The following is a 25,530-nucleotide window of genomic DNA, read 5'->3' as shown; positions in this document are numbered from 1 at the left end:
TTCCTCTCCTAAAATCTAAATGGCTTCGCCATCTGTTTCGCCAGTACGAATACGAACGGCATGCTCTAAGTCATACACAAACACTTTACCGTCACCAATTTTGCCAGTTTTAGCTGCGCCAACAATTGCTTCAACTAAACGCTCGACATGATCATCTTGAACCGCAACTTCAAGTTTAACTTTCGGTAAAAAGTCCACTTGATATTCCGCTCCACGGTATAATTCGGTATGACCTTTCTGACGGCCAAAGCCTTTTACTTCTGTGACGGTTAAACCGTCAATGCCAATTTCGGAGATGGCTTCTCGCACATCATCAAGCTTAAATGGCTTAATGATCGCAGTAACTAATTTCATGGTGTAGCTCCCAGTTTATTGTTATGTGTTGCAAGTAATTGCCAGAACTACAACAAGACCTATGCCAATTTTTTTTAACAATAAAATCAATGCGTTAAATGAAAACAGAGGACAATTGTTACATTTTGTTGCGTTTCTTTGGTGCAAGCAACAAAAATGGGATCAAGTTGGTGCACGATGTAAAAACAAGGTGAATTGACTTAATTCAATCACGTTTCCAACTAAAGATATTTGTGCGCAGCTTTGAGTTTTGGTTTATTCTTCGATCAAAAAATGGAGAAAGAAATTAATGCAATACGACATTTCCATTGCAGACAACATTGCTTGTATCACCATAGAAGGTAATCTCAATTCTTTAGATTTGATGTTTATGTTTCAAAGCCAAGAATACAAAGACGTGGTTAATCAATATAAAAAAATTTTAATCGACTATACCAATATTAGCGGAGTGTCGATAACTGCTGAAGACGCCGTTGCTATTACTATGTTAGGGAAAATGGGGTTAGAGAAATCAGGTAAAATAAACATTGCGGTCGCTGTCAATGAAAACGAACGTGAGGTAATGGAGAGCGTCACAAAAAGCATATTTTCTGACAGCCAAGCCACAGTATTTGTTAGCGACTCTAGCAAAGACGCACTCCAAAGATTGGCTGCTTCATAAGGATTTTTCATCGTCAAAAACTCAATGAAAACTTGCCCCCCTTAAATCACCTTGTTACTGTAAAAATCATCCGATTTTTATTAATGGATAAGTTATATTAACTAATGAATAAAACAGGTGGAGGATTGACATGCTTTTGCTGATTTGAACTATTCCATTTCAGAATACTCTATTAAACCTTAACTTTATCAAAGGCATGCGCGAGCAGCAGTGTTTAGAAAAAATAAGTTCCTATTTTTATCAGTTTTTGCGCACCTGATAGTAATATATGTTGTAGCTCAGTCGGTTATGTTTCCTTCAGTCTTAGACTCGCCTGCAGAAAAACCAAACGTCATTCAAGCGACCTTAATATTTGACCTTCCCCCCGCTCCCCAAAAGGAAGTCATTGAAGAAGAAATACCTCAAGCCATTGAACCACAAGAGATAATACCGCCTGCTGAACTGCCAAAAAACAACCTAATCGAGCCTGTTACCGAACCAAAGAAACCTCTCCCTGCTATTGCGTTGCCTCAACCTAGGATCGAAGATAAGTTGCCACCAGAGACAGAAGACAAGAGCCAGCTCAATGACAACGAGACCAGCGACCTTATCACTACTGATAAAGATATCGAGCCTACAAACAGTTCAGAAATGAGGTCTGCTGCATCAAGCATGGTGAAGCGTCACCTAAACAGCTTTCAACGATTGCAGCAAAATAGAGTGGCAGAACAAGCATCTCGGAATTATCAGAAACGTAAAAACTCACCGGTAATCAACGGTCAACTACAAGATCCTTTTATGACAGAGGATGAAAAGATCAGAGAAAGCTTCAAAGTACGCGCAGATTGCAGTAGTGCCAGTAAACAAACCACAGCCGTTGTATTAGGTTTTCTTGGAGCCCAAATTGATTGTTCAAAACCACCGCCTATTTCAGGTTTCATACAAGACAGGATCAATAAACAATCACATTTACCCAGTCAAAATCAACAAGCTGAGCAAAAAGTCCCTCAGTCTGTGGTAATCAAAAAGTAATTGGACGCGATACCTTCTCACTGGGCTGAATCCTAAGTCACTTTTTCAATCTAGATTAACAATGGCCAAAAAAACTGCCGTAATAATATAAAAACCTTAACCAAATATTCTTTCCCACAAACTCTTTGGTTTATCAGGCACAGTCGATTCGCCAAAACACTTTTTCGGAACCGGCGGCAGTGCAGCTGTAATAGCAGGCACACTATAAGTATCAACACACCCAGCTCTACTCAGACGCCCTGTGGCGGTATCAAAGTGAGCAATCCCTAACCCTTTTGGAAAACGTCTCACCAATGACTTAGGCTCTTGTTGTTGTTGATACCCAATAAACAATTGCATTGCTCCACTTGCTCCGCTCAAATTAACGGGATCATTGTTGTCTTTACCAATCCAGCTCGTTACTAAAATGTTTTTGTCAAAACCACTGAACCAACTATCACGATAATCATCAGTAGTACCGGTTTTTCCAGCCATATTAATATCCGGAAATTTTGTACGAATAGTTTTAGCGGTGCCTTCTAGGGTCACTTTATGTAAAGCATAATTCAATAAATAGGTAGCTTGTTCGTCTACTCGTTGTTCTTCAGCCACATCGAAGTTCCACAATAAATTATTATTCGGAGACATAATTGCAGTAATAGAATGCAACGGTATATAACGCCCATTATTGGCAATGGTTTGATACATTTGATTGACTTGCAATGGTGAAAAATTCACGGCTCCCAAGGTAAGAGCTGGATACAACTCAAGCTCTTCTTCTACCCCTAATCGCCAGATAGTATCAGCAATACTTCCCAAGCCTAGGTTCATACCCAATGTTACAGTGGGTACATTTAATGACCGACTCAAAGCGGTCAATAAAGGCACTTCTCCTCGGAACTTTTTGTCTGAATTTTGTGGCTCCCACATCTTGCCATAGGTACTTTTGAGTTTTATGGGTTCATCTTTTAGATGGGTAGCTAAGTTATAGTCTGCCGCCTGCTCAAGTGCAGTGAGGTAGATAGCGGGTTTGATCAAAGAACCAATTGAACGTTTAGCGTCCAGCGCACGATTAAAACCAGCATAGTCAGTATTACGCCCCCCTACAATCGAGCGAATTTCTCCAGAGTCAATATCGGTCACTATCATGGCGGCTTCAAATCCGCTCTTACCTAGTCTTTTTTCTTGTGTTGCGACTCCTTTTGAAACAGCACGCTCGGCTTTTACCTGAGCATTGGAGTCCAAAGTGGTAAATACTTTTAAGCCTGATTGGCGAATGTCTGGGTTATCTAATACCAATCTAAGCTCGCGTCGCACCTGATCCATAAATGCAGGATGTTTATCTTTCTTAAGACTGGCGCCACTGGCAAGTTTAATTGGCAACTTAACCAAATCTTGATATTCGTTAGGTGTTAACTGATTGTTTTCAAACATCAACCGTAACACTATGTTGCGCCTTTCTGCGACCCGCTCTGTGTATTTACGTGGATTGTAATATGAGGGACCTTTAATAATACCAACTAAGGTCGCAATTTCGTCAATGCTTAATTCGTTCAACGGGCGATCGTAATAGAAGTAACTAGCCAACCCAAATCCATACACACCAGTGTCGCCATTTTGACCTAAAAACACTTCGTTTAAATAAGCTTCGAGTATCACGTCCTTGCTGTATCTAACCTCTATTATCAACGCCATCAGCGCTTCTTTAGCTTTGCGCACTAGAGATTTTTCACGGGTTAAGAAGAGATTTTTGACCAATTGCTGCGTTAATGTACTGCCGCCCTGAACGGTTCGCCCCGCAGAAATGTTGGCCATTAATGCCCGCAAAATCGAAAGCGGTGCCACTCCATAGTGCTGATAAAAATCTTTATCCTCAACGGCCACTAAAGCTTGCGTCAAAATAGGCGGTACGTTGTTAATTTGTACCAACATACGATCTTCTCTACCACTGCTAACCAAACGCGTCACCAACCAAGGTTCGAGAGAAATATTACTAATTGCCTGTCCACTACTGAGCTCTTGAATATCTACTATGCGCTGATTCTTGATCGTAATTTCTACGTAACGCAGATCCTCAGAACCATGAGAAAAATCGAACTTACGCCTTTGGATACGGATCCGATTGTTCAATACTTGATATTCACCTGAGCTATCTGCTCGAGTGAGTTTTCGGTAGCCTAATAGCTGTAATTCTTCTTCAATTTCCTTGATACTTATTTCTTGTTTTACACGCAGAAACATCGGTCGTGCATAAATTTGTGCGGGAACTTGCCACTTATTACCTGCAAACTTAGCCCTAATTTGCGCATCTAAATACACTCCGTAAGCCCCCACCACTAGGGTACAAACAACGAGCAATTTAAACCAATGTCGAACAACCCAAAGAAACGGATTGAGCCGCCGGATTAGCGAAGTTTTACTACTAGTGGCAGCCTTGGTTGAGGCTTTCTGGGATTTCCCTTTAGAAGTTCTGCTCATTATTTACTGCTCATTCTTTTTTTAGTACGCGTTGTCGCTTGGGCATTGGCTGGATCATCAGGCCAGAAATGACGAGGATAACGGCCTTTCATTTCTTTTTGTACCTCTTTATAACTTCCTTGCCAAAACCTTGGCAAATCTTGGGTAGTTTGTATCGGGCGACTGGCAGGAGAGAGTAACTCAACTGTGATAGGAAGCCGCTGCTGCGCCACTGATGGATGGCTCTGTAATCCATAAAATTCTGGCATACGCGCCGACAATATAACACTGTGGTCTGAATTGTAGGTCAAATATGCATGGGTCCCACTAGGCAACACGAAACGTTGGGGTAGCTGATTGTTTAAGTATTGTTGTTGTGAGTAATCCAATTCGCTAAACAACTGTTGGTAAAAGTGACATTGACTCAGTTGATTCCACGTCAAAATATCTGTCAAATATGGCAACAACCATTTATCAATTGACTTCAGTAAACCAACTTCACTAAAGTCTGGAAAGGACATATCCCGCGACAGTTTTGCCGCAAGTTGCACTCGATACATAAGTTGTTGGGTTTCTTGGTTAAATGGCAGGCTAGCAATACCTTTTTCATGAATAACATCGTGCCAAATATCCAGAGAATGCTGCTGAGAAGGACGTTTAATTGGCTGTTTTTCTAAAATAATTTTACCTAAATATTTACGCTTTTCCGACGTAATACGCTGATTATTTTGATCCCATGCGACTCGTTCTTTCGACTCGATTAAGTAATTAAAATGCTGCTCTATTTGTAGCAGCGTTAACGATTCGGCATAGCGAATTTGCGCATTGTCTTGTTGTCTATCACTGGTCTGCATACTTGCAATAGCCAGCCAACTTTGAGTAGTTAGAGGATCGTCACGAAACAATGCCGCACCGCTTCCATTCACTAACTGATAACGTTCATCTTTTCTCTGCTTCGACAACCATTGTGGATACGCATACCCAACCATAACAGCGGAATCTTCGAGCGGCCAACCTAAAAGGTTACAGGCCATTTTAGTATGCCACTGGTGTATTGTTTGCCAGATAATATGACTCTTTTGCCCTAACAAAAACTGTAATCTCGCAGAGATACTCGCACCGCTTGATGTTCTACTCATAGGATCTTTATTTTCTATGATTGCGGCAATAGCACAAGCCATGCTCAGATGATTGAGGCTTATTTTGGCACTTTTAAACAACATCACTGCAATACTAGGGTGGCAACCTAAAGCATGAGCTTTGCGGCCCAGTGCTGTGAGTTTGTTGTTGCCATCGAATAATTCTAGTTGTCGTAATAGGGCGCTGCCTTGGGATACTTGGGCATCACTGGGATGATCTAACAATGCAAGCGCTTCGATAGCAGATCCCCAAACTGCACTTTCTAAAACAAAACTACACATATCAGTAGACATGATTTCAGGGGTACTTTGGTGATTTAGACGATCCTGTTGCTCTTTACTCCATAAACGATAACAACTTCCAGCTTTTAAACGCCCAGCTCTACCCGCTCGTTGAGTCGCAGACGCCTGTGATATTTTTTGATTTTGTAAGTGTGAAATGCCACGATTTAACTGAAAGGACGCCTTCTTTTCAATACCACTATCAACAACCACTTCTATACCTTCAATAGTTAGACTGGTTTCTGCGATATTGGTTGCTAACACAACTTTTCTTTTTCCCGATGGATGAGGTAGTAGTGCCCGTTGCTGTTCGCTTTTAGATAATTCAGAATACAACTTTAAGATTTCAACCTCAGCTCCAAAATGTTGACTCAAGCGTTCTGCAGCTTTGTTGATATCAAAAGCACCGGGTAAAAACACCAGAAAATCATGTTGGTGTTTGTAAAACACTTGAATGATCAGCCGACTGACTTTTTCAAAAAGTGCTGAGTGAGAGTTATTTGGGTGGTAAATAACATCAACCGGGTAACTTTTTCCTTGTGACTCTAACAATTTTGCGGCGGGTAATAATTTTTGTAACGGCGCAACATCGAGGGTGGCAGACATCACCAACAAACGTAAATTTTCTCGTAACGCTTGTTGCACCTCAATGCATAAAGCCAGAGAAAAATCGGCATGTACACTACGTTCATGAAACTCATCAAATATCACCAAACCTACTTCGGGTAACTCCGGTTGGTTTTGTAACATCCGCGTTAAAATACCTTCAGTTACTATTTCCAAGCGTGTGTTAGCGCTTACTTTTACCTCCCCTTTTATCCGATAACCTATAGTTTTACCTACAGATTCACCCAATTGATTTGCTAGATATGCCGCAATATTTCTTACCGCGATACGCCTTGGTTGCAATAGAATAATTTTTTTATTTTTGAACACGGTTAAATTAAGTAAAGACAAAGGCAAACAGGTAGACTTTCCTGCTCCGGGAGGGGCCACAACAATGGCATCACCAGTACTAAGCTGTTTATGTAGCGCCGGTAAAATATGTTCAACAGGTAGCAAATGAAATCTCTTTGAGTTTGAGGTGAAGCTCAGCTAAAACTGATGCATAAAATATCTTTTCGAGATGATACCAAACATTAGAGGTAGCAGTATGCGAGCATTTTTTGGTTTAGAACCTAACGCAGAAACTAAATTAGCAATTGAAGCTTGGCGCAACCAAGCCTTCCCCCAATTACTTGCGCCAGTGCCTGCTGTGAACTTTCATATTACTTTGGCATTTTTGGGTGATATAACGGCTGAGCAATTTCATTCACTTACTCGCCTTGTCGATAAAATGCCTAAAATCGCAGCCTTTGATGTTTCCCTTAACCATTTGGGTTATTGGTCAAAACCCAAAGCGTTTTGGTTAGGCTGCGAAAAAACCGCAACAGAACATTTAAGTCTAGTGGCAGAAACAAACAAACTAGCACAAGTGGCTGGTCTTAGATTGCAGCAACAACACTACACAGCACACCTTACATTAGCGCGAAAATGTAAGACTAAACCAGGGATATTCTCAGCGACTGCGGACTTTCAGTGGCGAGCAAATGAATTTCACTTGTTTGCGTCAAAACCCAGTGAGCAGGGAGTGTATTACCCGATCCAACAATCTTGGCCTTTAGGTTAAGTAACTATCACTCGATATTGATTAGTCTCTTGGTGAACACCAAGAATAAAATAGTCGCGATAAACAGCTGTCGGTCACCTCTAGGCACGGCGCGTTTACATGAATTTTGTGAAAAACAATGGCGGTACGGCATTCGCGCTTTTTACTATTGATTCTGAAATAGCAGTAATTGTTCTTTACGCCTGTGTATGTAGCGAGCAACAATAGGGTCAAGTTATCGGAAATATGTCAAAAAATATGCAGCAAACATTTAGATTAGTAATAGATTGCCCAGATCAAGTAGGGTTAGTCGCAGCCGTAAGTCAGTTTTTAGCAGAGCAAAATGCCACTATTGTAGAGGCGAACCACCATACCGATCAGCAAACAGGGCGATTTTTTATGCGTCATGAGATAAAAGCTGAATCTATCAATATGAGCATGGGCAGCATTCAGCAAGCTTTTGAACCTATTGCTGAAAAATTTCAAATGAATTGGAAAATTGCCGATTCTCATAAAAAGCAAAAAGTAGTGATGCTGGCCAGCCATGAGTCCCATTGTTTGATGGACATTTTACATCGCTGGCATAGTGGTGAATTGCAATGCGATATCCCGTGTATTATTGCCAATCATCCTCAAATGAAACAATTTGCTGACTGGCACAATATCCCCTTCCATTGGGTAGACTTTAAAGATCAATCCAAAGAAAAAGCCTTTGCAGAAATTGAAAAACTCATAGCAGCCTATGATGCAGACTTAACAGTACTGGCTAGGTTTATGCAAATTATTCCTGATCACCTTTGCAAAAAGTTGGCTGGAAAGGCAATTAATATCCATCACAGCTTTTTACCTTCTTTTGCCGGCGCTAAACCGTATCTGCAAGCCTATAATCGCGGTGTAAAACTCATTGGCGCTACCTGCCATTATGTCACCAGTGACTTAGATGAAGGGCCAATCATTGAACAAGAAGTGATGCGAATTAGCCATAGCGATACTTCTGCGGATATGGTTCGCAAGGGCAAAAACTGTGAAAAAACGGCTCTAGCCAATGGTGTCCGTTATCATTTGGAAGACCGAGTGATTATTCATAAGAACAAAACCGTGGTGTTTGCTTGATGTCTATTTACCTCATTCGTCATGGCCAAACTAATGGCAATAGAGACAGAATTGTACAAACACCCGACACCCCTCTTTCGACTGAAGGACACAGGCAAGCGCAGTTACTGGCCGCGTCTTTTACGGACATTCCTTTCCAAGGCATAATGTGCAGCGATCACATACGTACCCAACAAACGGCTGAACCTATGCGAGCAATGGCCTCGGCAAGTTTTACTCTTGAGCCCTTACTCAGAGAAAGAAGTTTTGGAGATCTACGCGGCAAAGCCTATGCTGATATTGATGCAGACTTTTTTGCTGAAAACTACGCGCCACCCAACGGAGAAACTCACCCACAATTCATACAACGAGTAAGTCTTGCATGGCAAAGCATTTTAGACACTTATCAAAATATGTCGGGAAATTTAATCGTCATGACACATGGCCTAGTATTGCGAGAGCTAATAAAGCAACATTTAGTCGTTAATGAAGGCGTGCTTCCGTTATCAGACTTTCAAAATACATGTATTACAGAAGTAAACGGTGTGGATAGAAAAACAGTTCTCAGATTATGTGACGCACTGCATTTAGGAGCCAGCAGCGCTCAAGGTGCAGCAGTATAAGAAGATGACCTAACGTGGTGGCAGTGCTCTTTTAGAAATAGCCATTATAACTCAAGACTACTTTATGGTTAGTTGTGCGGTTTTCGAATAAACCGCCAAAATCATTTGAAGCTTGCCATTTTTGGCTAGATATCGACCATTCCAAATAATGGTTGTTAGCAAATCCATTAGTTCGAGTGCTGAACAACCATTCTGTATTTTTGGGTAAATTTAGTTCAATTCCCTGACTGGTTTTAAATTCGGTTTGTGATTGCGCGATGACCCCAAAACCAATACTGACCCTTTCGTTAACATGATACCTAGGAACAAAAGTAAATTCTTTAACTGATACTTTTTGACTAAACACACCCCATGAATGTTTGCCTTTGGCATACCCCACTGCCATCTCCAGAGTAAGGCTTTCAGTTAATGGCTGGTTAAAAGCGGCTAAGTATTCTTTCTGTCTACAACCGTTAAATTTTATGGCTGACTTTGCCGTTTTAAATTCAATATTTTTTGGAGACCAAGTCTTCAACCAAGTTAAGGTAGTCGCCAATACATCTGAACTAGCATAACAATGGCTAGACAGTAGTAATAATGCTGCAACTAAGACTGATTTCATTTCAAGGCTCAAATTGGACTTTCTTTACCTTTATACTGTACCTAGTTTAGGTATAACTTCCGTATACCCAAGGCTAGTTAGGTATAAAAAAACATACGAAATTTAATAAAAAAACTAAACCGATGAGCCCTTATCCCTCTTGTAGTTTGATGCCAGAACTTTACACTCTTTCGCTTCTTAGAGAGAAACTAACGAAAAATCATAAATATAATAATTTACTAGGCAGAAAATCATGAATACTAAACTAGCAACGCTATTAAGTAGTGCGTTGATAATGACTTTAAGTGCGTGTAGCGAAAACCCCACTCCACAGTCTGAAACAGCACAAACCACAGTCGAAATAAAGGCTGAACAAAACAATCCACTTTTAGCAGAATTTAGCGGGCCATATGGCGGTGTACCAGCGTTTGATAAGATGGGCTTAGCGGATCTTAAACCTGCCTTAGAAAAAGGCATGGCACTCAAATTGGCTGAAATCGAGGCCATAGTTAATAACCCTGAACCCGCTAATTTTCAGAACACCATAGTCGCGTTAGAAAAATCAGGCCGCGATTTGAGTAGAGTCTATAAATACTGGGGAATTTGGAGATCAAACCTTAACAGCCCTGAATTTCGAGCGATCCAAAAAGAAATGGTGCCAAAAATTTCTGCTTTTAATTCGAGCATCACAGGTAACAAAAAGCTCTTTGAAAAGATAAAAACCGTGTATCAAGGTGCTGAACTAAAAACCCTTAACACTGAAGAACAGCGGATCACATGGCTTACATATAATAGTTATGCCCGTAATGGCGCAACGTTATCAGGTGAAGCGAAAATACGTTATGCTGAAATCAACCAAGAATTAGCAGGACTACAGACACAGTTCGCCAATAATGTACTCGCTGACGAAGAGAATTACGCATTGTTTTTAAGTGAAAAGCAGTTAGCGGGTCTCTCAGAATCGTTAATTTCAGCTGCTGCTAGCGCCGCAAAAGCCTTAGGAAAGGAAGGCCAGTATGCAATTACTAACTCTCGTTCATCTATGGATCCATTTTTAACTTACTCTGACGAACGAGAACTAAGAGAAAAGGTTTGGAAAACTTACTACAGCCGCGCAAATAATGGTGATGAATTCGATAATAACGAGCTCATTAAACAAATCCTTCATTTACGTGATGAGCGTGTTGCACTGCTTGGTTACGATAACTATTCACAGTGGCGCTTAGAAGACCGCATGGCAAAAAATCCAGAAAATGCCATGAATTTAATGAAACAAGTATGGCCAGCGGCCATTGCCCGTGTTGAAGAAGAAGTGGCAGATATGCAAGAGATTGCAGATGCACAAGGCGCTAACTTTAAGATCGCACCGTGGGACTATCGCTATTATGCCGAGAAGGTTCGCAAAGACAAATACTCACTTGATTCTGATGAAGTCAAACAATATCTACAATTGCATAAATTGCGCGATGCAATGTTTTATGTCGCGGGTCGCATATTTAATTTTGATTTCACTCCAGTGCCCGAAGGTTCGGTACCGGTATTTCATGAAGACGTTAAAGTCTGGGAAGTGAAAGATAAAACCTCAGGAGCACACATTGGACTTTGGTATCTTGATCCATTTGGCCGTAAAGGTAAACGCTCCGGAGCTTGGGCGACAACCTATAGAAGCCACACAACATTTGATGGAAAGAAGACGGTCCTTTCTTCAAATAACTCTAATTTTGTTAAGGGTTCTGAAGGTCAGCCCACCCTGATTTCTTGGGACGATGCCGAAACCTATTTCCACGAATTTGGTCACGCCTTACATTTCTTGTCAGCTAACGTTGCTTACCCAACGTCCCACTCTGGCGTAAGAGACTACACTGAGTTTCAATCGCAATTGTTAGAGCGATGGTTGACCACAGATGAAGTGATTAATAACTATTTAGTCCACTACAAAACTGGCGAACCCATCCCCGCTAACTTGGTAGCCAAAATCAAAAAAGCCGCCACCTTTAATGAAGGTTTCAAGACAACCGAGTATATGGCCTCCGCTATTATGGATTTGTTATACCACACGACTGATCCTGCCAAAATAGAACCTCAGGCCTTTGAAAAAGAACAATTAGCTGCGCTTGGAATGCCAAAAGAAGTAGTCATGCGTCATCGCAGTACTCAGTTTGGACATGTGTTTTCTAGTGAAGGTTATTCTTCGGGTTATTATGGCTATATGTGGGCAGAAGTTCTCACTTCTGACGCGGCTGAGGCGTTTGCAGAGGCGCCGGGGGGCTTTTACGATAAAGACTTAAGTAAGAAATTGGTTGATCACCTGTTTTCTATCCGCAATGCAATGGAGCCGGCTGAGGCCTACCGTTTATTCCGTGGACGTGATGCTAAAGTTGAAGCTTTGATGCGTGACAGAGGTTTCCCAGTCACCAAGTAACGTAAATACACTGAAAGACTCTATTTACCCATGAGACCAATGGGTAATTAGAGTCAATTCAGCAAACCATGTAACCTTAAAAATCCGTTATTCAGTTGCTATTTGTTTCAAGGCTGCTTGAAAAACTTCTGCAGGCTGACCGCCACTAATTAAGTGTTTATTATTCACAATCACAGCCGGAACCGAATGCACTCCAGCTGATTGATAATGTTGCTGTTGTTTTCTTACTTCTGTTGTAAATTTATCTGAGTCCAAAACTTGTTTGGCCTCTGTCACATCTAACCCAACACTTTCGACCACAGCTAACAATTGCTGGTGATCACTGGGGTTACCATTTTGTTGAAAATACAGATTAAACAACGCCAATTTGAGCTCAGTTTGTTTGCCTAATTCATGGGCCCAATGTAAGAGACGGTGTGCGTCAAAAGTATTATAAATACGACCTCCTCCACGGTTACCAAATTCATACCCCACAGATAGGCCACGCTCTTTAATTGCCGCGCGATTCTCTTCAGCTTGTTGCTCGCTGATGCCGTACTTTTGGGTAATATGTTCAGTGATCTCTTGTCCTTCTTTTGGCATTTGAGGATTAAGTTCAAAAGGTTGCCAAGTAATATCAGCTTGAATATCTGGGGCTAAATTTGACAAAGCCTGATTCAATGCTTGGTAACCGATAATGCACCACGGGCAAGATACGTCTGACACAATATCGATAGTTAAATTTTTATTCATAGAGCCACCATTTTATTTAGCGCAAATTTAAATGTTTACTATGAATCGATGTGGGGGAGCGAGGGTTGTTAGTCAAGACCCTGAAGTAAAGTATTAGTAATTCATCACTTTTGAATTTCAGCTTATTTAGGTTAACAATGCTAAAAACCGCTAGTCACTATGCTAGATTGGAATAGGGACTCCGTATCGCTTTATCGGTATTGGTTTAAATTCAATTATTAGTCCTGTGTTTATGGGGGCGAAAACACAACAAACAAAAGCCGAAAAAATGCAGCAACGCTTCTAACCCAATAGTAATCAAAAAACCACATACAATGCCCCAAATCAAAGCTTGGGGGTCAATAAGGATCATATAGCTATATTGTTCCATGGTTTCATTAATAATTTGTTTATCTGCTGATGTAACAACATGCAGCACTCGCCAAAGTGCTTGCTGCTGCAGAGACTGTGTTTCTTGCTGTAATGTGGCCACTCGGTCGGAGATAAAACGAATGTTTCGAGCGTCATCATTAAAAACAACGTCTTCGCTACTTTCATAATGTTTAACGAGATCTTCTACGTTACCACCAAAATAACGGTCAGCTGTTTGTTGGAATCCAGCGAAAATGTCTAAAGCTTCTGATAAACGGGCATCAACACGTTTTTCATATTGATCGACCACTGCAGGAATCTGAATACCCATTAAGAGTCCGCTGCAAAAAAGTATCAGCCGTAAGTAATCTAAACAAAATTTTATCATTTCTATACTCATTCACGGGCAAACATACCTTTGCTCACCTGAATTGCCTTGCCGCTAAGGTTATGAACTTCTATAGTAAACACAAGCGTTAACACGGGGATAGTTGTTTGTTAAATTTTAAATTGAAAAGTTCAATCTTGTTGACTGCTGTGACAAGCATAACATTGCAGGCTCAAGACTATGCAGTAGCAGATACCGTGGCGTTGCAAGCACAGTCAGAGGTGGTGGAATCACAGCCGTCCACGCCAGAAAAACTAACCGCTAGTGATTCAGAATCGACTAGTACATCCCAATCATCTAGCCCGATGTGCCCGGCGGATTTTTTTAGTTTACCTCTATATCCCAACGCCAAATTTTGTCAGTTATTTGCTCACGGGCTACCTGCAAGCATGTCCTATTTTGCAATTAGTGATCAGCAAAGCACGAAGGATTTTTATATCAACCAAATGGGACAAGCTGAACAAGAGAAAATGCTCAATGGCCGTATAGTGCTGCAATATTCAAATGGACAACAAATAGTTGTGATATCCAAAGATGGCCAAGGTAGTCAAATAGATATCCTAATAAAATCTGCTGGTTAAAGTTAAAAACAACGGAAATCTAGACCCACTCCTCATCCACATCATTGAAGACCCCTTACCTACCACTCATTGGCACTTTCTTTGCTTAGCTAGGAGAAAGATTAACACCGAGTCAATTTTCCGACATTGGCTTTTGGAGGTAAAGTGGAACTAGCAATTGTTTTGATGATGTTACTTATCATAGTAGCAGTAGGCGCAATGAAACTTAATGAACCAGGTTTAACCTTTCCTTTTAGAAAGAAAGGCAACTTGTTCACTCCTGTTGAGCGTACTTTTTTAGAGCTTATTGAAGAAGCTGTAGGGAATGAGTTTCGTATTTTATGCAGAGTGAAAATGAGCGATATATTAACCATCCACCAAAATGCCGATAAAAAAACTAGCAAAAATGCCGCTTCACGAGCCGGCAGCAAACATTTGGATTTTGTGCTTTGCTCCAAAAAAGATATGACACCAATACTGGCAATAGATTTAGTCCACAATAGTGGCAAAGATGGCTACAAGAGCCAGCGAGATTTTTATGTAAGCGGTGCTCTCGATGCTGCACATATACCACACGTGAGAATTAAAGTGCGTTCAGGTTACAAAGCTCAGGACATTAGAGAATGTATCCAAGCTAAGTTGCCTAAACCTAAGTTAAAACAATTAACTGCTCCGTCGCCACAAAGTGGCGGAAAATTAGCATCAGCCTTAGCGAGACAATCGAAACCAACCAGACCAATCCAAACCAATAAGACGGTCCCGAGTCGCCCTGTAGCGGCAGCGTAACAACGACTATTGCATTGAGAAGCAATTCAATTTTAAACATAAAAAAATCCCCTTAAGTTTCACCTTCAAGGGGATTTTTTATTGCTTAACAATAGCAGGTCAATTAAAACTAACCTTTGACGAACTCAACACCTAAAGCGATATCACCACGTAAGCCATCTAACATTGCTTGTTTAGCGTTTTCTTCAAACTCGCTTAACTCACCGTAAGATAAAATTTCTTCCACTCCATTTTTACCTAAACGTACTGGGTGAGAGAAAAATTCAGCATCGTCGCTATTGGTTTCAACGTAGGTATATTCAACTACGTTTTCACCGCGCATAGCGTCTACTAAAGATAAGCAGAATCTTGCAGCCGCTTGACCCATAGAAAGTGTAGCAGATCCGCCACCAGCCTTTGCTTCAACAACTTCAGTACCCGCATTTTGGATACGAGTAGTTAAACTAGCGACTTCTTCATCAGTGAAATCGACACCTTTTACTTGAGATAAAAGAGGTAAAATAGTGGTACCAGAATGTCCGCCAATCACAGGAACATGTACGTTAGCAGGGTTTAATCCTTTTAGGTTCCCCACAAAAGTTTCTGAGCGAATAACATCAAGAGTCGTCACACCAAAAAGTTTATTTTTGTTGTAAACACCTTTTGCTTTTAACGCTTCTGCGGCAATAGCAACGGTAGTGTTAACTGGATTAGTGATTACACAAGTACAAGCTTCTGGACAATTATCAGCAATGGCATCAACCAAATTTCTAACAATTCCAGCATTGATGTTAAATAAATCAGAACGATCCATACCTGGTTTACGAGGTACACCTGCAGGGATCAACACAATGTCACAACCGTTCAATGCATCAGCTAAATCTTCTTTCCCGAAACCTTGTACTTTCACATCAGTAGGGATGTGACTTAAATCTACCGCTACACCAGGAACCACTGGAGCAACATCATACAAATTCAACTCTGAGCCAGCTGGCAATTGAGTTTTTAATAATAATGACAACGCTTGACCGATACCACCGGCTGCACCTAATACGGCTATTTTCATGATTCTCTCCTGTGAAAAGCTTGCTGCTTTGCAATAATCAAAACTAACATGGTTTGTAAAATATAATTGTTGGTCAATATTTTAGACCGCGGGATTATACTAGGGTCTGGTTAGATTTAACAGGCAGCTATGTTTTATCATATACTCTTTACATTCTTTAAGCTGGCAAATTGCTTAAACCCAAGCAATACGGCAAAATACCTCCATCAACCCAAGCAATTAGCTACATATGGCCACCAATAAACAAGACGCATTGATAAAAGCATTTAAAAATATTCTCAAAACAGAAAGTTTTGGGTCTCAAGGCGATATAGTCGAAGCGCTAAAAACCCAACAATTTGACAATATTAGTCAATCCAAAGTCTCTCGGATGTTAAGCAAATTTGGCGCGGTTCGCACTCGTAATGCCCGCGGTGATATGGTTTATTGCCTACCTCCTGAGATGGGCATGCCAACCGCAAAAAGCCCGCTTAAGCAGTTGGTACTTGATATTGTGCACAACAATGTGATGGTAATTATTCGTACCAGTCCAGGGGCAGCTCAGTTGATTGCTCGTTTGTTAGATTCATTGGGTAAAAAAGACGGCGTACTAGGCACTATTGCTGGGGATGACACAATTTTTATCGCACCGGCGGATGTTAAAACCATTGAAGATACTCGCAAACGTGTAGAAGCATTGTTTGAAAATGTATAAAAAGCACATCGGTTTTGCATTAAACATTGCAGCGCTAGGGTTTTTCTTTCCTGGTATTTTACTCACCATGTTTTCATTTAATATGGAAATGGCGGCTACGTTAAGCGGCTCAGATCTTAAGTCATCGTTAATAGACAAGGAATTGTCAATTATGGCGACTATTAATGAATTATGGGACGACCAGCGTTTATTGGTTGCCATATTGATATTTGTGTTTTCAGTGTGCATTCCTTTACTAAAAACTCTGCTTTTATGTTTTGCCTACTTTAATAAGTCGCTACAAGTTGAAAAAAGACTGATTAACTTTGTCGCTTCAATTGGTAAATGGTCTATGGCCGATGTGTTTGTCATTGCTATATTTTTAGCCATAATGTCTACCAACCATGCTGATACTTCTACCACTGAACAATTCAGCGTGTTTGGTTTTAAATTTGCGTTGGACATTAGTACCCAAACATTATCTGCCGCTGGAGAAGGCTTCTATTACTTCACCGCATACTGTTTGCTGTCATTGCTCGGTACGCAATTCGCAAGCTCTGCGATTAAATCGAAACCAGCTAATTGAGCGAATATTTGGTCGGTTAAAACTCTTTGTTAAAAATACTATCCGTAAGAAGAACTGTATCTATGAACCAAACACCATTAGCGATTTTTATTGTAACCATGAGTTTTATATTAACCTCTTGCGGTGGCGGTGATTCGAATTCGGGCGTGCCGCCTCTCCCTAATACAAATGAGCCAGAGTGGGTAGCTGGCCAGTATGCAGCAGTTGCAAACTACAAGAACCTCTGTGCTGCTCCAAGGACAGGCCCCGATAGTAATGGCGATACTTTCTTGGACTCTCAAGGCACCGCTATGCATGAAAAAATGTGGCTTCGTTCTTGGACTGAAGATACCTACCTTTGGTACAGCGAAGTGGATGATAACAACCCGTCGAATTTTTCTGTCGCAGACTATTTTAGTCAGCTAAAAACCAATGAATTAACCATAAGCGGTTCCAATAAAGATAATTTCCATTTTTCGCAATCTACGCAAGAATACAACAAGCGTACCCAAAGTGGGGTGACTTCTGGATATGGTATCAGCTGGGAATACCTGAGTACTAGTTCACCGCGACGTATAATCGTTCGTTACACAGAACCAAACTCACCTGCAGCCATAGCTGGTGTCAGTCGGGGTTACGAATTAAATACAATCGATGGTGTTGATTTTGTTAACGCAACCAATCAGCTTGATGTAGATAAAATCAATGCAGCCTTAAGTCCTGTGGATGCCGGGCAAACTTTTAATTTTGTATTTGCGGATAGCGCTGGAAATCAAGTGTTAGAAACGAATTTAACATCGGCCAATATTGAATTAAGTCCTGTTCAAAATGTTAAGGTACTCAACACTGCTGCTGGCAGAATTGGTTATATGCAATTCAATTCGTTCATCAGAACAGCTCAAGATGCACTTATTGATGGTTTTCAAACATTTGTAGATCAAGGTGTCACTGAACTAATAATCGACCTACGGTATAACGGTGGGGGTCTGCTAGCCATGGCTTCGCAAGTCGCTTATATGGTTGCTGGCGGTGCCCAAACTAACAATCAAGATTTTGAAACTTTACAGTTCAATGATAAATACCCTACCCAAGACCCAATTACAGGCAACACGATACAACCTACGCCTTTTTACTCTAAAGAAATAAACTGGACGTCGAACACTTTAACAAACAACACTTTACCGTCAGTAGAGGTAACTAGAGTATTCATCTTGGCGACAGACAACACTTGTTCTGCTAGTGAAGCCGTCATAAATGGTTTACGAGGCATAGATGTTGAGGTGGTATTAATCGGCGATACAACATGTGGTAAACCCTTTGGATTTTATGCAACGGACAATTGCAGTACCACTTACTTCACGATTCAATTTCAAGGTGTTAATGCTAAGGGTTTTGGTGAGTATTCCGATGGTTTTATCCCGGTTGTTAGTCCAAAATTCGACGACCAATTACCCGGCTGTTCAGTTGCAGATGATTTCTCCGAAGCACTTGGTGATAAAAATGAGGCGCTATTGGCATCGGCTATTGGCTACGCCGAAACTGGACTTTGTCCGCCCCTATCTAAAGCCGCCAATAACGCTCTCGAGAAAAACAGTTCAGCAACAACAGGTATAGCGATTAACACCCCCAACATATTTATTGATTCCCTCAAGATCCTAACACCCATTACAGAACCTGCAGCCTTGTGATAACTCAAAAATTCAAATTAATAGTAACTGTTGCAATTATGTTAGTTGGCTGCAATATGACGCAGTCACACTATTTCGTAGCAGCGTTACTCGAAAAACAATCACCTACCAGTCGAGTAGTACTTGAGCAAGCCGCCGGAGACTTATTAAACAGTCAGACTATTAAGCTCGCCGATAACGTTTTTACCAATAATAGCACCGTTTATATTGAGGCTATTCCACCTCAAAACAGTCAGGGGGACCTGCTAAATGGTCGTGAAATACGTGCAGCAATAACTTTGTCGTTGTTATTTTATGATAAAAAATGTTATTTACGACATGACCAAAGCGGGGAAATCGAATATTTAAACCAAATCAAGTGCAAGGCGATATAGCCGCTAGTTTGATAGCCGTTGGGAACATAACGAACTTACCTCAGCATCCGAAAACCAATACCCAAAAACCAGCCAACAAACAAGATAAGATAAAGGTTTGCAATCGAATAAAAGGCAGGATGAAGCAACATCATACCTAAAACCCCAACCAATCCACCCCATATAGCAAGCACTCTATAGGTTGTTTTCATTTTGAACAAATAGCTATTAATAAGTATTAACCACACGTCACCCGCAAACTCGGTACTACCTCTAAATTTCAGCAAGAAAGCAAAGTATTCTCTAAATTCAGAGGCTTGACTTAGGGTATTAACATCGTTATTGACTATGAAAGTGGAGGAAATTTCAATCAATCCAATTGAAATAAAGTAACACGCAGCAACAAAACACGATAAGGTGATTAGGCTCTCATAAACACTATGAGATCTTTTTTCATTATAGAGTAGAGCATAGTTGCTTAATAACACCGCTCCTGCAAACACTATCCACACAACAAAATAATAAGCTTGTATAAGCAAACCATGCTGCCTAATCGAATCAGCGCGGGCATCAGAATTACTGATAAAGTCAGGTACGATAATAAAGGAAACAACGTAACCCAGACACAAACACATAGCTGCAATCATTGATGAACCAGCACCGATATGTGTCACTTTTATCACGACATTTTTCCCAAATAATCCATGGCGATATTAACGATAACGTGGCATACATTAGTTATTTGTTCAATAACCCTTGTCTGCTTTACTTGCCCTAAACGGGACATCCAATAAGCGCAGAATAACGCTAGCAACACAAAAAAAGGCGCTTATCTTACGATAAGCACCTTTTTAATTTATTACCTAAAACTTTATATTAAGCTTTAGTCACAACGTCAACTAACATCCAGTTTTTAGATTTAGACAAAGGACGACATTCACGAATTGTGACTACGTCTCCTTGGTTACACTGGTTAGTTTCGTCATGTGCGTGTAGCTTAGTAGTGCGTTTAATGAACTTACCATAAATTGGGTGTTTCACTTTACGTTCTACTGCAACGGTAATGGACTTGTCCATTTTGTTGCTAACCACACGACCTTGTACTGTACGAAATGTTTGTTCAGTCATCTTAAGCTCCTACTGGGGCATTAGACTTTTCAGTCAGAATGGTTTTAACACGCGCGATAGAACGGCGCACTTTACGAAGACCGTCAGTTTTTTCAAGCTGACCTGTGCTCGCTTGCATACGCAAGTTGAATTGTTCACGAAGCAAATTTAATAGCTCTGCGTTCAACTCTTCTACGCTTTTTTCTTTCAGTTCTGTGGCTTTCATTACATCACCGTCCGAGTTACGAAAGTTGTTTTAAAGGGCAGTTTTGAGGCTGCCAATGCAAACGCTTCACGTGCTACTTCTTCTGGAACACCTTCCATTTCGTATAAAACACGACCTGGCTGAATTTGGCATACCCAGTATTCAACGTTACCTTTACCTTTACCTTGACGCACTTCTAGAGGCTTCTCAGTAATTGGCTTGTCAGGAAAAACTCGAATCCAAATTTTACCTTGACGTTTAACGGCACGTGTCATAGCACGACGAGCTGCTTCGATTTGGCGCGCAGTCATTCGACCACGTCCTACGGATTTTAGTCCGTATGTTCCGAAACTTACACTGTCACCCGCAGCAAAACCACGGTTACGACCTTTATGCATTTTACGGAACTTCATACGTTTAGGTTGTAACATAATTAGCCCTCACGCTTAGGAGCACGGCCCTTCTTCTTAGGTGCGGCAGCTGGCTGCTCGTGAGTAAGTGGCATGCCACCTAATACTTCACCTTTGAAGATCCATACTTTTACACCAATGATACCGTACTGAGTATCAGCTTCTGACGTTGCATAGTCGATGTCAGCACGGAAAGTGTGTAATGGAACACGACCTTCACGATACCACTCGGCACGTGCAATTTCAGCACCGCCTAAACGGCCGCTTACTTGTACTTTGATACCTTTAGCACCAATTCGCATTGCATTTTGAACTGCACGCTTCATAGCACGACGGAACATAACCCGACGTTCTAATTGGCTAGCAATACTATCTGCAACAAGTTGTCCGTCTAATTCAGGCTTACGTACTTCAGCAATGTTAATCTGAGCTGGCACACCGGCTAGCTTAGATACATACTTACGTAGCTTCTCAACGTCTTCACCTTTTTTACCGATAACAACACCAGGTCGAGCAGTGTGTATAGTTACACGGATGCTTTTCGCTGGACGTTCGATAACGATCTTCGAAAGTGAAGCACTCTTAAGTGCCTTAGTCAGATACTGACGTACCTGATGATCATTAAACAGGTTATCTGCATAATCTGCAGTATTAGCGTACCAGGTAGATGTCCATGGTTTGCTGATACCCAGGCGTATACCTGTAGGATGTACCTTCTGTCCCATTACTTTCTCCTAGTTATCAGACACAACAACAGTGATGTGACTGCTACGCTTAAATATACGATCAGCACGGCCTTTGGCTCTTGGCTTGATACGCTTCATAGTTGGACCTTCGTCAACAAAGATTTTTGATACAGACAATTCGTCGATATCGGCACCTTCGTTATGTTCGGCGTTCGCAATCGCTGACTCTAATACTTTCTTGATTAGATCGGCGCCTTTCTTTTGGCTATAAGCCAAAACTTCAAGGGCCTTTTCAACGTGTAAACCACGAATTTGATCTGCTACCAAGCGAGCCTTTTGAGCAGAGGTACGAGCATGACGATGTTTAGCAAAAGCTTCCATAATCTATTTCCTATCTCTTGGCTTTCTTATCCGCGACATGGCCACGGTAAGTACGCGTTGGAGCAAATTCGCCCAATTTATGGCCGACCATTTCGTCACTGACAAATACAGGAACGTGTTGACGACCGTTATGGACCGCAATGGTCAACCCAATCATATCTGGGATGATCATAGAGCGACGAGACCAAGTCTTAATTGGTTTTTTCTCGCCTTTCTCCACTGCAGCCTCAACCTTCTTCAGCAAGTGTAGGTCTATAAATGGACCCTTCTTGAGAGAACGTGGCATGGTGAATCCTCGCTGTTACTTATTACGACGACGTACGATTAATTTATCAGTACGCTTGTTACTACGTGTTTTCTTACCCTTAGTTGGAACGCCCCAAGGTGAAACAGGATGACGGCCACCAGAGGTACGACCTTCACCACCACCATGTGGGTGATCAACAGGGTTCATGGCAACACCACGTACAGTTGGGCGGATACCGCGCCATCTGTTCGCACCGGCTTTACCAAGTGAACGTAGCATGTGTTCTGCATTACCGATTTCACCAATGGTGGCACGGCAATCTGCTAATACTCGACGAACTTCACCAGAACGTAAACGAAGAGTTACATAACCCTCGGCACGCGCTAGTATCTGAGCGTAAGTACCTGCAGAACGAGCAATTTGAGCACCTTTACCTGGCTTCATTTCAATAGCGTGTACCGTAGTACCTACTGGAATGTTACGCATTGGTAAAGTATTACCTGATTTGATCGGTGCATCAGAACCTGATTGGATTGCATCGCCCGCTTTAGCACCTTTTGGAGCCAAAATATAACGACGCTCACCATCTGCATATAATACCAAAGCGATATTTGCAGAACGGTTTGGATCGTATTCTAAACGCTCAATTTTGGCAGGAATGCCGTCTTTGTTACGTTTAAAATCGATAACACGATAATGATGCTTGTGACCACCACCAATGTGACGCACGGTAATGCGACCATTGTTGTTACGACCACCCGATTTGCTGTTCTTTTCAAGCAAAGGAGCATAAGGTGCGCCTTTGTGTAGGTCAGGGTTAATAACCTGAACTACGTGACGACGACCAGCTGAAGTCGGCTTAGCTTTCAATAATGGCATATCTAATCCCCTTCTTAACCTTCGCTGCCAGCAAAGTCGATGTCTTGACCTTCTTTAAGCACAACGTAGGCTTTTTTCCAGTCTTTACGCTTGCCAAAAGATGCACCGTGACGCTTGGTTTTACCCTTCACGTTTAGGGTACGAACAGAATCAACTTCAACTTCAAACAATTTTTCAACTGCTGCTTTGATTTCTTCTTTGTTCGCATCTTTGACTACTTTCAAAACAACAGTGTTGTTTAGTTCAGCAGATAGCGTTGCTTTTTCAGAAACATGTGGTGCTAATAACACCTTAAGTAGACGCTCTTCATTTATCATGCTAGCGACTCCTCTAATTGTTTAACTGCATCAGCAGTCATCAATACTTTTTCGAATGCAATAAGACTTACTGGGTCAATGCCCTGAACATCACGAACGTCAACTTTATATAAGTTACGTGCAGATAAGAATAAATTCTCGTCTACTTCTGATGTCACGATAAGTACATCTTTAAGTTCAAACTCTTTCAACTTAGAAATTAATTCTTTAGTTTTCGGTGTTTCAACTGCAAATTTTTCAACTACGATTAAACGTTCTTGACGTACCAATTCAGAAAGGATGCTTTGTATCGCACCACGGTACATCTTCTTGTTAACCTTTTGACTGTGATCCTGAGGCTTCGCTGCAAAAGTTACACCACCAGAACGCCAGATAGGACTACGGATTGTACCAGCACGGGCACGACCAGTTCCTTTTTGACGCCAAGGTTTGGCACCACCACCGCGTACTTCAGAGCGTGTTTTTTGCGCTTTAGAACCCTGACGAGCTCCAGCACCGAATGCCACTACTACTTGATGTACTAGAGCTTCGTTAAAATCACGTCCAAAAGTTGCTTCGGATACTTCAAGACCGCCTTTAGCGTCTTTCAATACTAATTCCATCACTTAACTCCCCAGACGTTACGCTTTGATAGCAGCTTTGATAATGACATCGCCGCCAGGAGCACCAGGAACTGTACCTTTAACTAATAAAAGGTTGTTCTCAGCATCTACTCGCACTACGTCCAAAGACTGCATAGTTACGCGTTTGTTACCCATCTGACCGGCCATTTTCTTACCTTTGAAAACTTTACCTGGTGATTGGTTTTGACCAATCGAACCCGGTGCACGGTGCGACAATGAGTTACCATGTGTGTTACGTTGGTGGCTAAAGTTCCAGCGCTTAATTGCACCTTGGAAACCTTTACCTTTAGAAGTTCCGACAACGTCAACCAATTTAGTTTCAGCAAAAATTTCAACAGTAATTTCACTGCCAACTTCTATGCCTTCACCTTCATTGTTGTCTAAACGAAACTCCCACAACCCACGACCTGCTTCCACGCCAGCTTTAGCAAAATGACCTGCTGCAGCTTTATTTACGCGGTTAGCTTTTTTATCGCCAGCTGTTACTTGAAGCGCTTTGTACCCGTCGGTTTCTTCAGTACGTAACTGAGTAACACGATTCGGGGTGGCTTCTATCACAGTCACAGGAATAGACACACCATCTTCAGTGAAGATGCGAGTCATACCTACTTTACGACCGATAAGACCAATCGCCATGTTAAAACCCTCTCTTGTTAGCCCAGGCTGATTTGAACATCAACACCGGCAGCCAAGTCCAATCTCATCAACGCATCTACTGTTTTATCAGTAGGTTCAATGATATCCACCAAACGTTTATGTGTACGAATTTCATACTGATCACGTGCATCTTTATTTACGTGAGGTGAAGTAAGTACTGTGTAACGCTCTTTACGTGTAGGTAGAGGAATGGGACCGCTAACCTGAGCACCTGTACGTTTCGCAGTTTCAACGATTTCAGCCGTAGACTGATCGATCAACTTGTGATCAAACGCTTTCAAACGAATACGAATTCTTTGATTTGGCATCGATTAAGCTCCAACCGAAAGAACAAAAAAAATCACCCACGCCATCAATTACTATTGATAGGAGGATGTGTGTAAACTGCTAACCCCCAATTGGGGTCCTGTTTTAGTATCAACGTGCAACCTATGTAAACATTTGTTGCTAGAGATTACCTAAAGTAGTGACAAGCACTAATTGACCTAGATAACCGCCCGTTAATCACGTCGCTACTAACAAGTTAGTGGGACAGTGGGCGCGCATTATACATACCAATAAATAGAATGCAACCGCTTAAGTAATGAAAATACGTAACGCGCCTTATTGGCTTATCCTATTTAAATCAA

Annotated in this window: 31 protein-coding genes; 12 read left to right on the top strand and 19 right to left on the bottom strand. The window is 41.4% G+C overall.

Going from position 1 to position 25,530, the window contains the following annotated elements; translation table 11 throughout:
- Nucleotides 1–15 precede the first annotated feature (15 nt).
- Nucleotides 16–354 (bottom strand): P-II family nitrogen regulator, encoded by a 339-nt coding sequence (gene glnK, locus ABJK37_RS18455; protein WP_007622553.1) that lies wholly within the window; start codon nt 352–354, stop codon nt 16–18.
- Nucleotides 355–643: 289 nt separating this feature from the next.
- Between glnK and ABJK37_RS18450 the strand changes: the two genes are divergently transcribed.
- Nucleotides 644–1,015, top strand: coding sequence for a hypothetical protein (locus tag ABJK37_RS18450; RefSeq protein WP_348356982.1), 372 nt, complete (start codon nt 644–646; stop codon nt 1,013–1,015).
- Nucleotides 1,016–1,303: 288 nt separating this feature from the next.
- Nucleotides 1,304–2,026 (top strand): hypothetical protein, encoded by a 723-nt coding sequence (locus tag ABJK37_RS18445; protein ID WP_348356980.1) that lies wholly within the window; start codon nt 1,304–1,306, stop codon nt 2,024–2,026.
- A 96-nt stretch (nt 2,027–2,122) separates the two neighbouring features.
- Here ABJK37_RS18445 and mrcB read toward each other — a convergent pair whose 3' ends face one another.
- Both mrcB and hrpB read right to left on the bottom strand, forming a co-directional pair.
- Complete coding sequence (gene mrcB, locus ABJK37_RS18440) at nt 2,123–4,483, bottom strand: penicillin-binding protein 1B (RefSeq protein WP_348356978.1); 2,361 nt, start codon at nt 4,481–4,483, stop codon at nt 2,123–2,125.
- Entirely contained in the window at nt 4,483–6,945 is a 2,463-nt protein-coding gene (gene hrpB, locus ABJK37_RS18435) for an ATP-dependent helicase HrpB (RefSeq protein WP_348356976.1), read from the bottom strand. Before hrpB ends, mrcB begins: the two co-directional genes overlap by 1 nt.
- Before the next feature lie 91 nt (nt 6,946–7,036).
- On the opposite strand from hrpB, the gene thpR reads away from it, so the two are divergent.
- The 3 genes from thpR (at nt 7,037) to ABJK37_RS18420 (ending at nt 9,246) form a co-directional block, all read left to right on the top strand.
- Nucleotides 7,037–7,552, top strand: coding sequence for an RNA 2',3'-cyclic phosphodiesterase (gene thpR, locus ABJK37_RS18430; protein ID WP_348356974.1), 516 nt, complete (start codon nt 7,037–7,039; stop codon nt 7,550–7,552).
- A 237-nt stretch (nt 7,553–7,789) separates the two neighbouring features.
- Nucleotides 7,790–8,644: a formyltetrahydrofolate deformylase gene (gene purU / locus ABJK37_RS18425; protein ID WP_348357415.1), complete on the top strand. Its 855-nt coding sequence runs from the start codon at nt 7,790–7,792 to the stop codon at nt 8,642–8,644.
- Nucleotides 8,644–9,246: a histidine phosphatase family protein gene (locus ABJK37_RS18420; RefSeq protein ID WP_348356972.1), complete on the top strand. Its 603-nt coding sequence runs from the start codon at nt 8,644–8,646 to the stop codon at nt 9,244–9,246. Before purU ends, ABJK37_RS18420 begins: the two co-directional genes overlap by 1 nt.
- 31 nt (nt 9,247–9,277) lie before the next feature.
- Here the strand turns inward: ABJK37_RS18420 and ABJK37_RS18415 are convergent, their stop codons facing one another.
- Nucleotides 9,278–9,847, bottom strand: a complete 570-nt coding sequence (locus ABJK37_RS18415; protein WP_348356970.1) for a hypothetical protein — start codon at nt 9,845–9,847, stop codon at nt 9,278–9,280.
- 232 nt (nt 9,848–10,079) lie between these two features.
- Here ABJK37_RS18415 and ABJK37_RS18410 point away from each other — a divergent pair, with 232 nt between their 5' ends.
- The gene (locus tag ABJK37_RS18410; RefSeq protein WP_348356968.1) at nt 10,080–12,248 is read left to right on the top strand and encodes a M3 family metallopeptidase; all 2,169 of its coding nucleotides are present in this window, start codon (nt 10,080–10,082) and stop codon (nt 12,246–12,248) included.
- A gap of 87 nt (nt 12,249–12,335) precedes the next feature.
- Here ABJK37_RS18410 and ABJK37_RS18405 read toward each other — a convergent pair whose 3' ends face one another.
- Both ABJK37_RS18405 and ABJK37_RS18400 read right to left on the bottom strand, forming a co-directional pair.
- Nucleotides 12,336–12,980: a DsbA family oxidoreductase gene (locus ABJK37_RS18405; RefSeq protein WP_348356966.1), complete on the bottom strand. Its 645-nt coding sequence runs from the start codon at nt 12,978–12,980 to the stop codon at nt 12,336–12,338.
- 211 nt (nt 12,981–13,191) lie between these two features.
- A complete protein-coding gene (locus ABJK37_RS18400; protein WP_348356965.1) occupies nt 13,192–13,719 on the bottom strand; it encodes a DUF2937 family protein in 528 nt (175 codons plus the stop codon).
- A 107-nt stretch (nt 13,720–13,826) separates the two neighbouring features.
- Between ABJK37_RS18400 and ABJK37_RS18395 the strand changes: the two genes are divergently transcribed.
- Nucleotides 13,827–14,300 (top strand): hypothetical protein, encoded by a 474-nt coding sequence (locus ABJK37_RS18395; RefSeq protein WP_348356963.1) that lies wholly within the window; start codon nt 13,827–13,829, stop codon nt 14,298–14,300.
- Nucleotides 14,301–14,444: 144 nt separating this feature from the next.
- On the top strand, nt 14,445–15,065 hold the full coding sequence (locus ABJK37_RS18390) for a DUF2726 domain-containing protein (protein WP_348356961.1): 621 nt from the start codon (nt 14,445–14,447) through the stop codon (nt 15,063–15,065).
- A gap of 109 nt (nt 15,066–15,174) precedes the next feature.
- Here ABJK37_RS18390 and mdh read toward each other — a convergent pair whose 3' ends face one another.
- Nucleotides 15,175–16,110 carry a malate dehydrogenase gene (gene mdh, locus ABJK37_RS18385; RefSeq protein ID WP_348356960.1) on the bottom strand — a complete coding sequence of 312 codons (936 nt, stop codon included), beginning with the start codon at nt 16,108–16,110 and terminating at the stop codon, nt 15,175–15,177.
- 229 nt (nt 16,111–16,339) lie between these two features.
- Between mdh and argR the strand changes: the two genes are divergently transcribed.
- The 4 genes from argR (at nt 16,340) to ABJK37_RS18365 (ending at nt 19,410) form a co-directional block, all read left to right on the top strand.
- Nucleotides 16,340–16,804: a transcriptional regulator ArgR gene (gene argR / locus ABJK37_RS18380; RefSeq protein ID WP_348356958.1), complete on the top strand. Its 465-nt coding sequence runs from the start codon at nt 16,340–16,342 to the stop codon at nt 16,802–16,804.
- On the top strand, nt 16,797–17,369 hold the full coding sequence (locus tag ABJK37_RS18375) for a paraquat-inducible protein A (protein WP_348356956.1): 573 nt from the start codon (nt 16,797–16,799) through the stop codon (nt 17,367–17,369). The genes argR and ABJK37_RS18375 overlap by 8 nt, the downstream gene beginning before the upstream one ends.
- A gap of 62 nt (nt 17,370–17,431) precedes the next feature.
- Entirely contained in the window at nt 17,432–19,036 is a 1,605-nt protein-coding gene (locus tag ABJK37_RS18370; protein ID WP_348356954.1) for a S41 family peptidase, read from the top strand.
- A gap of 56 nt (nt 19,037–19,092) precedes the next feature.
- Entirely contained in the window at nt 19,093–19,410 is a 318-nt protein-coding gene (locus ABJK37_RS18365; RefSeq protein ID WP_348356952.1) for a hypothetical protein, read from the top strand.
- Nucleotides 19,411–19,445: 35 nt separating this feature from the next.
- Here ABJK37_RS18365 and ABJK37_RS18360 read toward each other — a convergent pair whose 3' ends face one another.
- The 12 genes from ABJK37_RS18360 to rpsJ form a co-directional block, all read right to left on the bottom strand.
- Nucleotides 19,446–20,072, bottom strand: a complete 627-nt coding sequence (locus ABJK37_RS18360) for a hypothetical protein (RefSeq protein WP_348356950.1) — start codon at nt 20,070–20,072, stop codon at nt 19,446–19,448.
- Nucleotides 20,073–20,265: 193 nt separating this feature from the next.
- Nucleotides 20,266–20,517 (bottom strand): 30S ribosomal protein S17, encoded by a 252-nt coding sequence (rpsQ, locus tag ABJK37_RS18355; protein ID WP_215926765.1) that lies wholly within the window; start codon nt 20,515–20,517, stop codon nt 20,266–20,268.
- Between the two features lies 1 nt (nt 20,518).
- Entirely contained in the window at nt 20,519–20,722 is a 204-nt protein-coding gene (gene rpmC, locus ABJK37_RS18350; protein ID WP_215926763.1) for a 50S ribosomal protein L29, read from the bottom strand.
- Nucleotides 20,722–21,132 carry a 50S ribosomal protein L16 gene (rplP, locus tag ABJK37_RS18345; RefSeq protein ID WP_215926761.1) on the bottom strand — a complete coding sequence of 137 codons (411 nt, stop codon included), beginning with the start codon at nt 21,130–21,132 and terminating at the stop codon, nt 20,722–20,724. The genes rpmC and rplP overlap by 1 nt, the downstream gene beginning before the upstream one ends.
- Before the next feature lie 2 nt (nt 21,133–21,134).
- Entirely contained in the window at nt 21,135–21,836 is a 702-nt protein-coding gene (rpsC, locus tag ABJK37_RS18340; protein ID WP_215926759.1) for a 30S ribosomal protein S3, read from the bottom strand.
- Nucleotides 21,837–21,845: 9 nt separating this feature from the next.
- Nucleotides 21,846–22,178, bottom strand: coding sequence for a 50S ribosomal protein L22 (rplV, locus tag ABJK37_RS18335; RefSeq protein WP_348356947.1), 333 nt, complete (start codon nt 22,176–22,178; stop codon nt 21,846–21,848).
- 10 nt (nt 22,179–22,188) lie between these two features.
- Nucleotides 22,189–22,464 carry a 30S ribosomal protein S19 gene (gene rpsS, locus ABJK37_RS18330; RefSeq protein WP_014107406.1) on the bottom strand — a complete coding sequence of 92 codons (276 nt, stop codon included), beginning with the start codon at nt 22,462–22,464 and terminating at the stop codon, nt 22,189–22,191.
- A gap of 15 nt (nt 22,465–22,479) precedes the next feature.
- Nucleotides 22,480–23,304: a 50S ribosomal protein L2 gene (gene rplB / locus ABJK37_RS18325; RefSeq protein ID WP_215926755.1), complete on the bottom strand. Its 825-nt coding sequence runs from the start codon at nt 23,302–23,304 to the stop codon at nt 22,480–22,482.
- A gap of 14 nt (nt 23,305–23,318) precedes the next feature.
- Nucleotides 23,319–23,621: a 50S ribosomal protein L23 gene (gene rplW / locus ABJK37_RS18320; protein WP_215926753.1), complete on the bottom strand. Its 303-nt coding sequence runs from the start codon at nt 23,619–23,621 to the stop codon at nt 23,319–23,321.
- Nucleotides 23,618–24,223 carry a 50S ribosomal protein L4 gene (gene rplD, locus ABJK37_RS18315; protein WP_215926751.1) on the bottom strand — a complete coding sequence of 202 codons (606 nt, stop codon included), beginning with the start codon at nt 24,221–24,223 and terminating at the stop codon, nt 23,618–23,620. The genes rplW and rplD overlap by 4 nt, the downstream gene beginning before the upstream one ends.
- 18 nt (nt 24,224–24,241) lie before the next feature.
- Nucleotides 24,242–24,880, bottom strand: a complete 639-nt coding sequence (gene rplC, locus ABJK37_RS18310) for a 50S ribosomal protein L3 (protein ID WP_348356944.1) — start codon at nt 24,878–24,880, stop codon at nt 24,242–24,244.
- Nucleotides 24,881–24,897: 17 nt separating this feature from the next.
- Nucleotides 24,898–25,209: a 30S ribosomal protein S10 gene (rpsJ, locus tag ABJK37_RS18305; protein ID WP_006012796.1), complete on the bottom strand. Its 312-nt coding sequence runs from the start codon at nt 25,207–25,209 to the stop codon at nt 24,898–24,900.
- Nucleotides 25,210–25,530 lie beyond the last annotated feature (321 nt).

This window comes from Paraglaciecola sp. (genome assembly GCF_039964565.1).
Lineage (GTDB): Bacteria > Pseudomonadota > Gammaproteobacteria > Enterobacterales > Alteromonadaceae > Paraglaciecola.
Note: the sequence above shows the minus strand (reverse complement) of the source record. Positions and strands in the feature narration are given on the sequence as shown.